The organism is Halobacteriovorax sp. GB3, from assembly GCF_028649655.1.
Taxonomy (GTDB): Bacteria; Bdellovibrionota; Bacteriovoracia; order Bacteriovoracales; family Bacteriovoracaceae; genus BSW11-IV.
Window position 1 is genome coordinate 179,780 of the sequence record NZ_JAQSLN010000004.1, and the last position, 14,891, is coordinate 194,670.

The window sequence follows — 14,891 nt, forward strand, 5'->3', positions numbered from 1 at the left end:
TAACGAGTGGAGCCCCAAAGATTTGTCTAAAAATCAAAATGATAGTTTAACTGAGATATATAAGAACTATAAAATATGAAGTTTGTGGACAAGTGGAATTTAAATATTTTTCATGCTCTTTTGTTCTTTGCACTCTTGAAGAACTTTACAACTAGAGACCGGATTGAGCATCTAATTGCAGCAGTTGCAGCTTTCCTTGTTTCAATTGCCATAATATTAGTTTTGAACAAAAGAAAAAATATTTTTCAAAAAATTAAGTCAAAGGTTAATATAAATCCCCTTCATTTCTACTTAATGACTTTCTTTACTATATATATTGGTTCTTGGTTCCCAGATATAGATTGGATTATTCATTGGCATAGAAGCCCCTTAACTCATTCATTTATTCCTGTAATTGCTATAGCTTTATATCTAAGAAAAAAAAGAAACTTATTCACAAGTTATTTAAACTGGATTTTTGGGATAGGCCTTGCGAGTCATTTAGCTTGGGACTTCTTCCCTTATGCCAGAATAAGACATATTCCAGGAATCTATGGGCATCTTTATCTTGCAATAAGCATCATAGTTATAATTTCTTTTATTTTTTTTGATTTTAGAAGCAAGCTCCTAAAAGAGGGCTCTTCTAAGGTGTCCCAAAAACTCAATGATCGTTTTGAGACATAAAACACAACATAAGGAGAGATAGTGCCAAAATACAGTCCCAAATCGCTTGGATATAACAATTTTATCCGCTCTAATTCAGCTGCTCCATTTCAGTCTTATAGCATGACTGACTGTTCAATATGTTGGATAGACTTATTAGGAGTAAGAGGACTGTCACACTCTCAAATTGTAGCTGCAGTTCATACTGCATTAAATTGTGCCTCAGAGGCATCCTGTACCGGGCCGATAGATCAAAATGGGAATTTAATAGGTACACCTAATAGTGCTATCCAATATTCAATTGTTGGAGATGCTCTAATATTATCTGAGAAGAACTTACCTAAAACTAGAGCTGCTGCTAAGCTAGCATTTTTTTACAGAGTAAATATCCTTTCACGACTTCTAAATGAACAAGGTTATCTTCACAGAGGTGTGATAACATCCGGAGAAGTTGACTGTTTTATCTATGAGAGCTCTACATTAATAACAGGTAAAGGTGTAGTAAAGGCAGCAAGTCTTGAGGCAAATTTAAAAACGGCTGGTTTATTTTATGATGAAACTTGGGATGAATTTATAAATTGGAGACAAAAGCAACTTGATAATCAGAATTTCATAGTACCATTCTCAATGCTGTCTGGCTGGAATCACTCAACTCATGCCTCAGGTCTGTCAGGAGTCACTTTTAGTCAATATGACGGATGGGTACACTGGGATCAAAATATTCAAAACGGCAATCAAAGCATCAATAAAGTTATAAACGCTCAAAGCCTTATAAACGATTTAAGGTCTACGTTTGGCTTACCTTAAATTATTTCAAATTTAATTCTAATTGAGGACTGTTTTTCTTTGCATTCTTCTTTTTCCAAGTTTCACTAGTCCTCTTATATCTACATTTAGGACAGCATCTACCACTTGTTCGATGATTAATTGAGTCCTGCCAAATATGCTTGCACTTTCCTCTCCACCAAACAACTTTTCCAGAACCTGGCGTAAAATATTCAGGTAGCAGTAAATCATTTTTTGTAGGATGCCAATCTCTTGCAATATCTGGAAACAGAAATGATAAAGACTTCTCAAATGCAACATGCTTACGCTTGGTATAAAGCTCGTTAAAAAGATCACTTGCAACCCAATCACTCTCGTTCATGTAGTTACTGATTTTGATTTCTAATTTAGGTGATATGTTTTTAACTTTAGCCTTAATCACCTTCAAGATGCTTTTAACAATCTCTAAGCTAATTTCTCTTTTCTTTGCCTGGATATCTGACTTAGACAAAAGAGGTAGGCCTTCCTCTCTCACTCTTAAAAGGAATATCTCATTAGCTAAATTCTTATTCTTCTGAACATCTTTATCGTGTTTATCAGCATGCCAATAAACTCCATCGTATTCAATTCCGAACTTTATCGTTGGAATGTAAATATCTACTTCATAGCCTGATACTATTGCTCTATGGTGAACATCATTGAATAGAGATTTCAATTCACAAAAGATTCTTAGTTCAGGGATTGAATAAGCAGGATTGCACTTTGGACAACCTGTTCCTCTAGTCCGATGTAAGATTGTTGCCTGCCATTCATGGTCATCTCCCTTTGGACATTTCCACCATACTTTTTTAGCTGTACCACCTGGAACATCTTTAGGGGTTAACCTACCGTTCTTTGTTGGATGCCATTGTTTTGCAACATCAGGGTATAATGTCGCCAAGCTGTTTGACTCAACAACCTTGTGACCTGAACAAATAGGACATCCCTTTCCATTAACCCTATTATTAAGCTTTGCTCTCCAAACATGATCATCTCCCTCAGGGCACTTCCACCAAATTAGCTTATTAGCACTAGGAAGAACATCAAATGGAGTTAGACTTCCATTTTTCGTTGGATGCCACTGTTTTGCCAATTCTAGATTAACAGTACCTAAAGAATTAGACCTTACAGCTTTTTGGTTTGCACATATTGGACAGCCACTTCCTTTATTTCTAGCGGCAACGTATGCTTGCCATTCATGATCCTCACCTTTGGGACATTTCCACCAAACCTTTTTACCAGAGTTCGGTGTAACATCAGTTGGTTTTAAGTCTTCATTTTTGGTTGGGTGCCACTGTTTAGCTAGTTTTGGATTTAGATACTTTAAACTATTAGACTTTACTACTTTATGACCAGAACAAATAGGACAACCTATCCCCTTATTCCTCGCAATAATCTTTGCTTCCCAAACATGATCATCTCCCTTTGGACATTTCCACCAAACTCTTTTACTAGATTGAGCCGTTACATCTTTTGCGGTTAATTCTTTATTCTTAGTTTTATGCCATTCTTTTGCTAACTTTGGATTTGTAGTTGCCAAACAATTTGATTTAACGACTTTACGATTTGAACAGATTGGACATCCATTACCTTTATTTCTATCCTCAACTCTAGATTCCCAAACGTGATCATCTCCCTTAGGGCACTTCCACCATACTTTCTTGTATGAACCTGGGATAACATCTTTTGGGGTTAACTCTCCATTTTTGATTGGATGCCATTCTTTAGCTAATTTGGGATTTAGCGAAGCCAAACAATTAGACTTAATAACAACTCTACCTGAACAAACCCCACATCCATGACCTTTACTTCTTGTCTTTACAGCGGCCTTCCAAATGTGATCCTCCCCTTTAGGACAAGTCCACCAAATCACTTTATCGGAGTATGGTGTTACATCATAAGGCGTAAGGTCTCCATTCTTTGTTGGATGCCATTCTTTAATTAATTCGGGAAATGTTTCAGCAAAACTTTTCTTATTCACCACGAGACTCAAGAACACCTAAAATTTGATAAATAGAATTTATACAACTCGCTAGTAAATAAAACCCTTGTTCAACGAGAGGCATCTCTTTTTTAACAGCTACCAATTCTAGATAGTTATCTATATCAGATCCTGGTAAATGTGCATCTCCATGCCTTAACTCATAAGCACCTACTAGAGGGCCCATTATCTCTCTAGCCCTTTCATCACCTACAGAAATGGCTAATAGTCTTTCTACTGATTTTAATGAACCTGGTTTCTCACCTTTTTTCAATTCAATTAGCTTGTGAACTTCAGAAGTATTAAAGCTATCAGCTGTTAATCTAGCGACATCTTTTGCCAATGCATAAAGCTCGTTTTGATTTGTAACTCTAAATCGGTGAGTTTTCTTTGCTATATCAACCAGCTGCTCATGATCTCTTACCAACTGAAAGTTAAATAATTTATCTGATAAATAATTTAATTGCTCTAGACCCTTTAGAAGAAAACTCTCTGGAGCTTGAGTATTAGCAGGATCTGCATGCACTTGTGAGTCTTGTAGTTCCTTAGAAACTCCGCCATCTGGTACAATATTATAAGAAGACCAAATTTGTTGCTCCCATTCTGATTGATACGAAATATCTTTTGCATAAACATTTACTAATCCTAACGAATTAATTCCAAATACAACTCTCATACTATGTGGATTAGCTGTAATTGAGCCTGTTTTAGCCGTATACCACTCTAATTTAGAGTTTCTTTTTGCTAATAGACTCGAAATAACTTCGGGCTTAAACCAAAGCCAACGACCACTATCTCTCAAGTCTTTAGATTTAAGCTTTTCTCCAGAGCCTTCAACTATGTACTCAATATTTACTTCATCATCTTCTTTCTTAACTCTAGGGCTTTCATTTCCCATTTCGATAATTTCGGTACGCCTAAACTCTCCCTCAATATAAAAGAGTTTTTGCCCTTCAAACTTCTTAGTAAAGGAATTCGATTCGAACTCACCTTCAGTTGGATGAGGAAGAATTGGTACCTCTTCTTCAGGGTCAACATCAGTCCTACTTACATGGAACACAGCCATTGACCCTCCGAAAAGATTACCACCTTCATGAATTTCAGAAATTCTACCATTCCACTTACTTAAACCTTCTACTTCAGAAGGGTAATCTTCAGTCCAATCAACCTTACTTCTATCCATTTCAACCGTTGATCTGCTTCTAAATGAACATATCGTAAGATTCATATTTCTTGCACATAAGTAATCTTTTAAGAACTTGGATTTTATTTCTATTAAAACAGGTCTGTTTTCTGTATCTCTAGTCAACTTCACTACTACTTCATAATCTTCTTCTGGACGAACCCAAACATCACCCTCTCTCAATAAGTTTAATGCAGTTACTAGGTCTTGATTTAAATGCCAAATAGTACCATCGACAGGGTTTATTTCTTGCTCAATGACTAAATTAATTCCAACTAAAGTTCCTTCCGTATATATATCTTCATTAAATTGATCACTGGGATAATATTTACCGTCTTCATAATAACTAGCATGGTTTCGAAATAGTCCCATGCTATCCCAGTCCATTTTTTTTGAAGCTTCTAAATCATCATTTGAAAAAGCAACAGATGTGCTGTGAAAAATCTCACTCTTATATCCAAGGAAGCCATGCTTTCCTTCTTTGATAGGAGTGTGGATTGCCCTTAATGGAATCCATACTGCCCTGGAAAAGTCTCTTCTTTTTATATCTTTAAAGTCATACCAATCTTGATTCATAAGCTGTCCTTTTCAAACCAAGATTTATTTATCACAAAAATTATAAAGCGTCGGGCCAAAAATCAGTTTAGTATTTGGTGTATAGTCTTTCGATGCCATTTACCCCTTCTAGTCTTTGTCGGTACCTTCATTGAATTAAAAACACTGGCTATTTTCTCGTAACTGAAACCCTTATCCCTCAGCTCTCTCATCTTCTTGATATTCTCTAGCTCACGTTTGTGACTTCGTTCATCTGAATGCTGACCATAAGCTAGGCCTCGCTTTCTGTTACGATTTGATCCTGGCTTATAAGTTTCGAATCCATACTCTTTGAGAAATTTTAAAACTGAAGTTCTTGCACATCCTGCGTTATCTGCAATCTGTTGACACGACAGGCCTTCGACAATATATTTCTGATGAAGGTAAGCCTTGGATTTATATAGTATATTTGATCTAAGGTTAATGATGATGGTGCTTTCGACGGGCTGAAAAAATGTATTTATAGTGTCGGTTGAGCACCCCATTCTTTTCAGACATTCACTTCGATGACAATCCCTTCGGGGAAAATCATATTAAAAGCAGAGTTTAACCCACTCTGCTTTTTTTTGGAAGCGTCAAATGCCAGGAAGGCATTTGACGCTGAACAACTTCGGAGGCGACCACGAAGGGAGCCGCAGAATACTTCTCGAACTAGCTTAAAATCATCAAAAACTAATTCTAAGAAAACCCCAAACACCAGAAAGGCATTTGACGCAGAATACTTCTCAATCTAGCTTAGAATCACCAATGAAAGAACTCCTCGAAAACGATCAAAAGCTTAACTTAGATTTCTAATACCAACTACAATATTCATATATGCCCCTAAATATCCCCAAGCTATGCTAAGATAAGCAAATGGAAGGAAACGTAAGAGATCATATTGAAATTGGCGAGAAAGTTCGCATCGTCCTTAAAAAGGATCAACGCACTGGTAATTTAACTGAAGGTATCGTCAAAGATATTCTGACAAAGTCGGATTACCATCCTCATGGTATCAAGGTTCGCCTAGAAAGCGGAGATGTGGGCCGAGTAAAAGAGATCTTAGATTAACATGAGTATTCGAATCCCAAATGAGGAATTTCAATTATCATTCTCCCGCTCTTCAGGAGCAGGAGGACAAAATGTTAATAAGGTTAATACAAAGGTAACTCTAACTTGGGATTACAAAAATTCAAAATCTCTTTCTGCAGCTGTAAAGAAGCGATTTGAAAATGAATATTCTCGCTATATTACGGCAGAAAAGCTCGTTAAAATTGTCAGTCAAAAACATCGTAGCCAGCAAATGAATATTGATGATGCCATTTCAAAACTTCATGTGATGCTTGCAAATGTTGAAAGGCCACCAAAAAGAAGAGTTGCGACCAAACCAACTAAGGGCTCTATTAAAAGAAGGCTTACTGGTAAGAAAAACAAATCAGAGATTAAGAAAAATCGTCAAAAAGTAAAATACTAAACCTTATATCAAACACTTATCATTCGTTTTCGATTCTCCCCTTTACACTCCACATAATTCTTTATAGATCACTCGTACTAACCTTTTCACCAAGGACACATGATGATGAAAATTAAAGTTCTATTAGCAACGCTTTTTCTAAGTGTTTCTACGTACGCAGTTAATCTAAGAGCAAATTGTTGGGTAAATGGTGGCGTTAATGCTGTTTGTGAAGCATGTAACTTCTCTTATCACAGACCTATCTTTTGTAGCATGCAAGTAAGAGGTGTTAGTTCACGAGGATTCTGGTTTAATGGTATGCAAAGTGGTGTCGTTTACCCTGGTCAGTGTATTAACGGTTATGTTTATGCAAATAACCCATATATTGATCCACTCGTACACGCGACTGCAAATACTCAGTGCCAATTCTAAAATAACAAAGGGAGCATTTGCTCCCTTTTTTTTTGTTAATCTAGATTATAAAAACATTCATAACGAATAGGCTTTCTTCCATTAGAAAGTGCTGTTTTAAAAGAGGGTTGATTTGAATAATCGATCGTTCCCCAAATATATTCATGTCCTTTACAAGTTATGGAGATGAATTTTCTTTGGATTGCTTTTGCAAGTCCCTTTCCCTTCCACTTTTGATCAATGAAGATTTCATTGAAATACATTCCGTCATGACCAAGAAAAGAACTTCTAAGTCCGGCGATAAGTCCCATTAATTCACCTTGATAAAAGGCTTGATACAAAAGCCCTTCATCTTTTGATTCACTCATCGTTTCTATAGAGTTCAAGGGGACTTTCTTTTCAAGATGAGGATTTAAGCGATGAAAAGAACGATAGCCTAGTTTAAACCATTCATAATAAGAATCATCTTCTATCTTCTTAAACTGAATTTCATTTTCACTCGACCACGGCCTTAAGTTTAAGCAATCAATCGACTTGGCGACAAGAAATGTCGATCCGAATAAATCACAATCACTTTCAACACTCGAATAGAGTGATATTTTCTGAGGTTTAAAAACTTCTAACTCAAATTTTATCGAGTCATAAAGGCGCTTCACTTCGCTTTTATCTTTAGGTTGAAAATTCAATCTCATTTGAACAAAAGGTAGATTTTTATCTCCTCCAAAATGGCGAATACCATAAAGCATTAACCGCTTTTCATCGATTTCTTTAAAAGATTCACGATAGGATTCAGGAGTTGTTCCCTCTACTTTAAAATGTTCAAAACGGGCCTTCATTACAGAAGGATCATTAAGTTCATCCCATTCACTTTGAATATCTTTTTCAATTTCTCTTAGTGCCTCTTCTTTACATACAGAGAGTTCGCTTAAGTCATAAGATCGTAACTCTGTCTTTGCAAAAGATTGCACATCAGTTTTTTTCAATGTCATTTATTTTTTCCCTTTGAAAATTAAAATAATAAAAGGGCAAGAGTCTGTATTTACTTTAGCAGACCTAAGAGTGCCCAACATGCTGTCATATTAACTTTTTTCATCATGGCCTCCTTGGTTTTAAGATGAGATTTAATTGTAGCACAACCTATTATCTATCCCTATTCATGTCAATTACTTCTTTCGAGTCCATGAAAAGGAAAACCTAGTTTTTCTTCCTTTTTTTTTGTATAGTCCGGCAATGAAATCTCAATTATATAATGAAGCAAAACTTTTCCTAGATAAGCTCTTAACTGAAGTAGAGACAAAGAATATCGATCTTAAAAATTACGAGATAGATCACATCTGCTTTCGCGTAAATAGCCTTGATAACTACGAAAAATATAAGGGAATATTTCAAGATTTCGGAAAGCTTCTCACTGAAGCTGATGTCAATGGTCGTCCCATAGCAACATATAAACTCTATGAGCCTATTATTCATTCAAAATATCTCATTGATTTAATTGAACTTCCTGCACCAAAACCAGGAAAAGCGACAGAAGAAGGTTTTGAGCATATTGAGATTGTTACTGATCAAACATTTCATGACTTAGCCGAAGATCTTAAGGACTTCAAGTTAAAAACCTCTGGTTTAAAGAAGGATTTCAATCAAGAGCTCGCACTAGAATTAGATTGTGGTGTGATCAAGTTTCATCACAAATCCCTTGAGCAGGTTATACAGATAGAAGAAGATAAAAGAATCATGGACTTTATTGAAACTTCAAAAGTCTATGCTGTTCTTAAAGATTATGAACCATGTATTTCAGGAACTCTTCCTCTTGATATCGCTCACAGAGATTCTGATCTCGACATACTCTTTCAAACAGAAAACCTCGATCAGTTTATCAGTGATGCCAAGAAGGTTTTTGGAAATCATAAAGACTTCTCTTGTAGAAAATCATCTCATCAAGGTTTTGATACAGCAGTCATTAATTTTACATTCAAAGAATTGCCTGTAGAACTTTTTGCTCAAAATCGTTGTGTCTATCAGCAACAAGCGAACCAACATTTTCTCATTGAAGGGCGAATGCTTAAGATCTTTGGCGAAGAGTTTAAAAAGAAAGTTAGAAAATTGAAGGCGGATGGAATTAAAACAGAGCCTGCATTTGGAGAAGTCTTTCAATTAGAAGATCCATATAGAGAATTAATTGAAATTAATAAGTTATCGGATCTCGAGATTTCGAAGCTAAAAACATATTATTGAAGTGATCTTTTTTCGACAAATCTTGCACAGAGATGATTCTCGTCATTATTTAATTGATCTAGATCAAGTTTTGTAATTATTTTATCCAAAATTTATATACTAGATGCACTAAAATGCTGCATCTTTGTTTACTAATGGCCCCTTTCAGCCGAAAGGTGTATTATACGGAAAAGTGAAAAAGGAGAAGAATATGAAGTATTTAGTTATGATGTTAACTGTTGCTTTTTCTATGAATCTAGCAAATGCTCAAGATGTAGCAAACGGTAAAGCAGTTTTCAAAAAAGTTAATTGTACTCTATGCCACAAAGCAGACGGTATGGGTAAAGGTGTTCCAGGTAAACTTGCTATGCTTAAAGGACCAAGAATTGCTGGTCTTGATGCAAAATACATTGAAGAGCAACTACTTGCTGTTCAATCTAAAAAGAGAAAGAATAAGAATACATCTATGATGTACTCAAAAATTAGATCACTTAAGCCACAAGAAATCAAAGATGTTGCAGCTTATGTATCTTCTCTTTCAAAAGATAAAGTTAAAGGTATGTTAGAAAAATAAGATACTTTAGAAGGAGCACTTAGTGCTCCTTTTTTTTTGCCTTAAAATCAACTGTTAAAAGCAAAGAAGCAAAACAAGCGGTAAAAACACCATAATCAAAAGCGCCTTTTATTCCATCTGTTAAGCTCATCGCCAAAGCAAAACTCGATAAAAGAAAGAAACTACAATATGCCGTTTCTTTTAATCGAATTGAAAAAATAAGTAGTATCGCGAGAATAATTTCTAGCCCAGTGGCAATATAACCTAAAGTTGGAACTAACCCAGCAGGGGCCCAGCCATTTAAATGGGCAGTGTAATTTAGAAAGTTTTCAAAATTTCCCCAAACCACTCCTGATGAACCAGGTTCACCCCAAATCCCAAATCGGTCGGCGACGGCCGACAAATAGCTAAATGAAAGCGCTAAACGAAGTCCTAGTTCTTTGACATTGTCTTTAATCATTCAAAATCCCCAACGTTATAGGAGCCGACCACTGGCTTAAAAGCAAATGCTATTCGATTCCAAGTATTCATTAAAGTTATCACAAAAGTTAAATCAACAATTTCTTTATCATTTAAAAAAGTTTTTAGCTCCATGTAGGCTTTATCTTCTCTTTCACCCTTTATTAATTTTGTGACAACTTCACACCACTCTAAAACAGACTTTTCTTTATCTGTGAAACAGTTCGCTTCCTTCCAGTGGGCCAAAAGATAAAGTCTATTCTCACTTTCCTCATTGGCCCTTGTATCTTTAGTGTGCATATCAACACAATAACCACAATCATTGATCTGAGAAGTTCTTATCTTTACTAGTTCGGCTAATTTATAATCGAAGCTACCATTAGAAATTAAGGACTTTACATACTTTTCCATGGCCATAATATGAACCATGGCCTCAGGGGCTTCTTTAAAATAATTTAAACGCATAATTACTCCTTTTCGTTTATATTATTATTGGCCTAGGGCCAAGAATAAATATTGTATAAAAGCGACGGCCAAACACTGATGGACTTAGATAAGATAAATTTCAATATGTTAGAGGTTTCCGAGGAGCTAAAACAGCTTGTTCAGTCAATCTGGATCGTACAAACAGACTATGAACTCGAAGGGCCTTTAGAATTTAAAGTATTAACAGATTGTGCAAGTGGTTTGATCTTCAACCTTGGTGATAAAATCGAATATCAAATTGATCAAAAACGAGAAGAACATTCTCAAGAAATCGTCTTCTCAGGACCTTCAAAGAAGTTGTTACGTTTCATTTTTCATGGAAAGGTCAAGGCCATTGGCATTCGTTTTTTTCCTTCGACAGGATACTTCTTTCTTAAAAATGATATGAAAAACTATAGAGATCTCATTTCAAAAGTTGATGATGACTTCATTAATGGACTTTCTCTTTTATATAAAGAATTACAAGAAAGTACTGATATCTCAAAATCAGTGAATCATTTTCTCAAAGAAAGAATTCGTTCGGATAAAAAATATTCAGTCTTACTCAATAATATTTTAAAAGATATTAATAATAATCATCTTATCGACTTAAATGAGCTAGCCTCTAAAAATCAGACCTCTCTAAGACAGATACAGAGATTATTTAATACCTATATTGGTGTAACACCACTTGATTTCTTAAAGCTCAAAAAAATTAATAAATTTAAAGACAGTGTGATTAACAAAGAAATTATCAATATTGTCGATGAGACAAATGATCTTGGTTATTATGATCAATCTCATTTTACGCGTGATTTTAAAATATTTATGGAAGAGACTCCAAAAAAATATATCAAAATTAAGAAAAAACGATAATCTTTTTATTTAATATATTTTTGGTATATCTCTAAAAAGATTTTAGACTTATGAACTTTTTGTATTTCCGTTTGATATATTTTTTTAATCTCATCTTTATTATTAATCTTCGATGAGACACCAAAATAAGCACCAAGTTTATTTCTTAGATAGCCGGCAACTCTAAAATTATCTTCAACGTATTTCTTCCCAAGCAAGTAATAGACATACTCTTCATTTATTGCAAAAAGGTCGACTCTCTTTTTTTCCATCAATTGGTAGAGTCTTTTAACAGGATCACTTCCAGAAACAACAAACGTCTTATTCTTCTCGTCATTTAAATATTTTTGTAACGATGGAGAAGTATCATTATAAACAAAGCCAAGAACATTACCTAAAACTCTATTACCAATAGAGTGAACACCACGATACTTAAAGTTATCTTCTTTTCTTGTCCACATGGCCACTTTCATTCTGGCAATGGCAGGTTCAATAAGATCCAATTTAGAAGGTCTTTTATTATTAAGAGAACAGATTGTATCAATCTCTCCCTCTTCCACAGACTTAATGGCGCGAGCTAGATTCATCCACTTTAGTTCAATTTCGTGACCTTGATTAGCAAACATCTTTTTTAACAGATCAACAATCATCCCCTCGTTCTTATCATCATATTTTGGATCAATAAGAAAGGGAGGATAGTGAAAGCACGCCATTGTGATTTTCTTTTTCTTCACGTTCTCTTTTGCAAGAGTTGAAAAGGAGAAGGCAGATATAAATAGAGAGATAAAGATCAGTTTCAAACTTTAGCCCTTATCTTATCTAACTTTTTTTTATCAGCGAGTTCACTATTTACTAGGAACTGCCTGCGATCAAAATCATAGAGACTTGAAGGAATGTATTTTGATTTCATATAAGATGTGAAAAACTGCCTTATATATCTCAACATGAACTTTAAAGGAACTCGATCATATATTTCATCTTTCGATGTTCCCTTTTTAAAACGCCCTTGAATTCTCATTCGAACAGGACCTAAGATTTCATCACGATTTTTATCTTTTATAAAAGTATGAGGTATTCCAGTAAAGGGAACCTTAGGATTTCTAACGGTATTGGCGATTGGAGATTTACAATTCTTACAATACCAACGAAGAAGGCCCTTTGGAGAGAGAGTGAGACAAGAAATGTTCTCTTGACCTTTTGTTAATTTAAATTGAGAAGGCGTTAATTGATAAATATCTGTTCCGCCATTTTTATCCAAAATTTTTGTAGGGTTCCCAAGATAATGAGCATAAACCTGACAGTCATCACAGTAACAGATCACTCTATTGTCGGTTTTATCACTCAGATTGATGGCCTTGCCTTCAACTGATCCGCATTCGCACTGGAGTGAAATCTCCTGCATGGCCATGTCTTCCTCTCAAATTTCAAATTAACCGAATTTTATTTGATCAACGTCTTTTTGACAAGGATTAGATCATAAATCCTTCAATTTAGGGCCTCAAACCATAAGAAAATATTTACTTTTTTAAAGATTTTCATATGAAAAATGGCCTTAAAAAGCGTATTTTTTTCATTAAGACACAACATAATTAAGTTTCTTGCTAGGTTGAATTTGAATTTTGGAGAATAAATGAAAAGTATTTTATCTGTTACTATTTTCTTGATTACATTCAACGCAAATGCACTGAGATATGCAGATCCAATTCGACAAATTGATAATGTCATTATCGATGATCGAGCCGTCGCCAAACTAGAAAAACTAATCAAAGAACAAAACCAATCGCGATCAGGTAGTGGTTTTGGGGTTGGAAATGGTGGATTTATAGAAATCTGTCTGGCCGATAAAAAAGTGACTCTCCTCGATTTTGCTGAAGCCCGCAACCGAGACCCAGATTACAAAATCATGAGAACGATCGACTCTCTAAGGCATTATAGCTATACCGATATTATCTCCACTTTTATTAAGAGATTTGAACGTCGTGCACCTAAGTTTTCATTCTTTCTACTTGATAATATTCTCAAGTTTTATAGACGAGGTGCCTTTATTAATAAGCCTATCGTAACAAATATCAAACCGGAAACACATCTTTCAAATACAGGATGCCTCTATCAACAAGCTGCAATCAATTTTAGAGACAAGCCATTTTGGGATTTTAATTTTCTTATCGATACTGGTTATTTTCACATGCTCGATTCTGTGAATAAAGCTGGCTTGATTGTCCATGAAGTTATTTATGAAAGGGCCCTTGAAGTTTCAGGCCCAAGCGCTCTTAGAAATTTTATTTCTTTTCTCTTTGCTGAAAGTACTATGAGCGATCCTGCGCTTTCTGACCAAATGATTTTAAAAAAGGCAGCTGATTTAGGGATTGCATTAGAAATGCATTTGGAACCATTTTATGAGTAATCAAGAAGATTATTTTTTCAAGAACATTCTCAGTACGAATCTCGAAGAGAGAAAGAAAGTGAACCCTCAATATAGCATCAGGGCCTTCGCTAACTATTTAAATCTAAGCTCTAGTAGTCTCTCTGATATTTTAAAGGCAAAGAGGTGTATTCCTCTTTATAAAATCAACGATATTACTGATAAACTCAATCTCACTGAACAGGAAGTTAAGCGTTTCAATGATTCCATTTTTCAGTGGAAAAAAGATAATAAAAATAAAAACAAAAAAGAGGTTAGTAAACCACTCATCATAGCGACCGAGTTATATGAAGACATCATTAAGTCTTGGATTTATCCCTCTATTTTTGTTCTCTCTTCTTTTAAAGACTTTGAGTTAACACCAAGAAATATTTCACTCAAATTAAACATCCCACTCGAACAAGCTCAGTATGCGCTCGATGTACTCATCGATTCTGGGCTTTTAATTGAAGATAATAATCAAATCAAGCAAAGCAACAGACTCGTAGAAACAACAACAGATGTCCCTTCTAAGGCGATTCAAGACTCTCACTACGAAGGTCTTGATATAGCAAGAAAGAAACTCCAAGAGACACCAATTGAACTTCGAGATTTCTCTTCTATGACTTTTCTTGCTTCCAAAGAAAAACTGCCGGCCCTTAAAAAGGCCATCCAAAAATTTAAACAAGAAATCGTTGAAATTGGAGAAGGAGACACTGAGCAAGAAGTTTATCGAGCATCAATTCAACTATTTCCCCTTTCTTGCGATTCAAAACCTGAAAACCTTCATTAAGTGCACCAAGCTTGGAACACATTATTCTTCAAAGTCTTTTAATATCCTAACCATTCATTAAAATTGTAGGGGCACAACACACAATACAGATAATGGTAAAGGGGATT

General features: G+C 35.1%; 17 protein-coding genes. 10 read left to right on the plus strand and 7 right to left on the minus strand.

The window, feature by feature from the left end; all coding sequences use genetic code 11:
- Positions 1-75: 75 nt before the first annotated feature.
- The gene (locus HBN50_RS14280) at positions 76-663 is read left to right on the plus strand and encodes a hypothetical protein (RefSeq protein ID WP_273871114.1); all 588 of its coding nucleotides are present in this window, start codon (positions 76-78) and stop codon (positions 661-663) included.
- 21 nt (positions 664-684) lie between these two features.
- Entirely contained in the window at positions 685-1,449 is a 765-nt protein-coding gene (locus HBN50_RS14285; RefSeq protein ID WP_273871116.1) for a hypothetical protein, read from the plus strand.
- Position 1,450: 1 nt separating this feature from the next.
- On the opposite strand, the gene HBN50_RS14290 is transcribed toward HBN50_RS14285, so the two are convergent.
- Both HBN50_RS14290 and HBN50_RS14295 read right to left on the minus strand, forming a co-directional pair.
- Complete coding sequence (locus tag HBN50_RS14290; RefSeq protein WP_273871120.1) at positions 1,451-3,427, minus strand: zinc-ribbon domain-containing protein; 1,977 nt, start codon at positions 3,425-3,427, stop codon at positions 1,451-1,453.
- Entirely contained in the window at positions 3,420-5,186 is a 1,767-nt protein-coding gene (locus HBN50_RS14295) for a hypothetical protein (protein ID WP_273871122.1), read from the minus strand. The genes HBN50_RS14290 and HBN50_RS14295 overlap by 8 nt, the downstream gene beginning before the upstream one ends.
- 873 nt (positions 5,187-6,059) lie before the next feature.
- On the opposite strand from HBN50_RS14295, the gene HBN50_RS14300 reads away from it, so the two are divergent.
- The 3 genes from HBN50_RS14300 (at position 6,060) to HBN50_RS14310 (ending at position 7,068) form a co-directional block, all read left to right on the plus strand.
- A complete protein-coding gene (locus HBN50_RS14300; RefSeq protein WP_273871123.1) occupies positions 6,060-6,254 on the plus strand; it encodes a YwbE family protein in 195 nt (64 codons plus the stop codon).
- A gap of 1 nt (position 6,255) precedes the next feature.
- The gene (gene arfB / locus HBN50_RS14305) at positions 6,256-6,657 is read left to right on the plus strand and encodes an alternative ribosome rescue aminoacyl-tRNA hydrolase ArfB (RefSeq protein WP_273871126.1); all 402 of its coding nucleotides are present in this window, start codon (positions 6,256-6,258) and stop codon (positions 6,655-6,657) included.
- A gap of 99 nt (positions 6,658-6,756) precedes the next feature.
- On the plus strand, positions 6,757-7,068 hold the full coding sequence (locus HBN50_RS14310; RefSeq protein WP_273871128.1) for a hypothetical protein: 312 nt from the start codon (positions 6,757-6,759) through the stop codon (positions 7,066-7,068).
- A gap of 35 nt (positions 7,069-7,103) precedes the next feature.
- Here the strand turns inward: HBN50_RS14310 and HBN50_RS14315 are convergent, their stop codons facing one another.
- Entirely contained in the window at positions 7,104-8,036 is a 933-nt protein-coding gene (locus HBN50_RS14315; RefSeq protein WP_273871130.1) for a GNAT family N-acetyltransferase, read from the minus strand.
- Between the two features lie 241 nt (positions 8,037-8,277).
- Between HBN50_RS14315 and HBN50_RS14320 the strand changes: the two genes are divergently transcribed.
- Positions 8,278-9,279 (plus strand): VOC family protein, encoded by a 1,002-nt coding sequence (locus tag HBN50_RS14320; protein WP_273871133.1) that lies wholly within the window; start codon positions 8,278-8,280, stop codon positions 9,277-9,279.
- 190 nt (positions 9,280-9,469) lie between these two features.
- Positions 9,470-9,832 carry a c-type cytochrome gene (locus tag HBN50_RS14325; RefSeq protein ID WP_273871136.1) on the plus strand — a complete coding sequence of 121 codons (363 nt, stop codon included), beginning with the start codon at positions 9,470-9,472 and terminating at the stop codon, positions 9,830-9,832.
- Positions 9,833-9,851: 19 nt separating this feature from the next.
- On the opposite strand, the gene HBN50_RS14330 is transcribed toward HBN50_RS14325, so the two are convergent.
- Positions 9,852-10,271, minus strand: a complete 420-nt coding sequence (locus HBN50_RS14330; RefSeq protein WP_273871139.1) for a MauE/DoxX family redox-associated membrane protein — start codon at positions 10,269-10,271, stop codon at positions 9,852-9,854.
- Complete coding sequence (locus HBN50_RS14335; RefSeq protein WP_273871142.1) at positions 10,268-10,735, minus strand: carboxymuconolactone decarboxylase family protein; 468 nt, start codon at positions 10,733-10,735, stop codon at positions 10,268-10,270. Before HBN50_RS14335 ends, HBN50_RS14330 begins: the two co-directional genes overlap by 4 nt.
- 105 nt (positions 10,736-10,840) lie before the next feature.
- Here HBN50_RS14335 and HBN50_RS14340 point away from each other — a divergent pair, with 105 nt between their 5' ends.
- Entirely contained in the window at positions 10,841-11,611 is a 771-nt protein-coding gene (locus HBN50_RS14340) for a DUF6597 domain-containing transcriptional factor (RefSeq protein ID WP_273871146.1), read from the plus strand.
- 5 nt (positions 11,612-11,616) lie between these two features.
- On the opposite strand, the gene HBN50_RS14345 is transcribed toward HBN50_RS14340, so the two are convergent.
- Together HBN50_RS14345 and HBN50_RS14350 are read right to left on the minus strand one after the other, a co-directional pair.
- Positions 11,617-12,390: a substrate-binding periplasmic protein gene (locus HBN50_RS14345; protein ID WP_273871147.1), complete on the minus strand. Its 774-nt coding sequence runs from the start codon at positions 12,388-12,390 to the stop codon at positions 11,617-11,619.
- Positions 12,387-12,998 carry a DUF6151 family protein gene (locus tag HBN50_RS14350; RefSeq protein WP_273871148.1) on the minus strand — a complete coding sequence of 204 codons (612 nt, stop codon included), beginning with the start codon at positions 12,996-12,998 and terminating at the stop codon, positions 12,387-12,389. The genes HBN50_RS14345 and HBN50_RS14350 overlap by 4 nt, the downstream gene beginning before the upstream one ends.
- Before the next feature lie 222 nt (positions 12,999-13,220).
- Between HBN50_RS14350 and HBN50_RS14355 the strand changes: the two genes are divergently transcribed.
- Entirely contained in the window at positions 13,221-13,994 is a 774-nt protein-coding gene (locus tag HBN50_RS14355) for a hypothetical protein (RefSeq protein ID WP_273871150.1), read from the plus strand.
- The gene (locus HBN50_RS14360) at positions 13,987-14,784 is read left to right on the plus strand and encodes a DUF4423 domain-containing protein (RefSeq protein WP_273871152.1); all 798 of its coding nucleotides are present in this window, start codon (positions 13,987-13,989) and stop codon (positions 14,782-14,784) included. Before HBN50_RS14355 ends, HBN50_RS14360 begins: the two co-directional genes overlap by 8 nt.
- The last annotated feature ends 107 nt before the right edge of the window (positions 14,785-14,891 follow it).

Bases quoted from the DNA above. Each gene is read 5' to 3' on its own strand.
- HBN50_RS14280 (WP_273871114.1), top strand. From the start codon at position 76: ATGAAGTTTGTGGACAAGTGGAATTTAAATATTTTTCATGCTCTTTTG.
- HBN50_RS14295 (WP_273871122.1), bottom strand. From the start codon at position 5,186: ATGAATCAAGATTGGTATGACTTTAAAGATATAAAAAGAAGAGACTTT.
- HBN50_RS14300 (WP_273871123.1), top strand. From the start codon at position 6,060: ATGGAAGGAAACGTAAGAGATCATATTGAAATTGGCGAGAAAGTTCGC.
- arfB (WP_273871126.1), top strand. From the start codon at position 6,256: ATGAGTATTCGAATCCCAAATGAGGAATTTCAATTATCATTCTCCCGC.
- HBN50_RS14310 (WP_273871128.1), top strand. From the start codon at position 6,757: ATGATGATGAAAATTAAAGTTCTATTAGCAACGCTTTTTCTAAGTGTT.
- HBN50_RS14315 (WP_273871130.1), bottom strand. From the start codon at position 8,036: ATGACATTGAAAAAAACTGATGTGCAATCTTTTGCAAAGACAGAGTTA.
- HBN50_RS14320 (WP_273871133.1), top strand. From the start codon at position 8,278: ATGAAATCTCAATTATATAATGAAGCAAAACTTTTCCTAGATAAGCTC.
- HBN50_RS14325 (WP_273871136.1), top strand. From the start codon at position 9,470: ATGAAGTATTTAGTTATGATGTTAACTGTTGCTTTTTCTATGAATCTA.
- HBN50_RS14330 (WP_273871139.1), bottom strand. From the start codon at position 10,271: ATGATTAAAGACAATGTCAAAGAACTAGGACTTCGTTTAGCGCTTTCA.
- HBN50_RS14335 (WP_273871142.1), bottom strand. From the start codon at position 10,735: ATGCGTTTAAATTATTTTAAAGAAGCCCCTGAGGCCATGGTTCATATT.
- HBN50_RS14340 (WP_273871146.1), top strand. From the start codon at position 10,841: ATGTTAGAGGTTTCCGAGGAGCTAAAACAGCTTGTTCAGTCAATCTGG.
- HBN50_RS14350 (WP_273871148.1), bottom strand. From the start codon at position 12,998: ATGGCCATGCAGGAGATTTCACTCCAGTGCGAATGCGGATCAGTTGAA.
- HBN50_RS14355 (WP_273871150.1), top strand. From the start codon at position 13,221: ATGAAAAGTATTTTATCTGTTACTATTTTCTTGATTACATTCAACGCA.
- HBN50_RS14360 (WP_273871152.1), top strand. From the start codon at position 13,987: ATGAGTAATCAAGAAGATTATTTTTTCAAGAACATTCTCAGTACGAAT.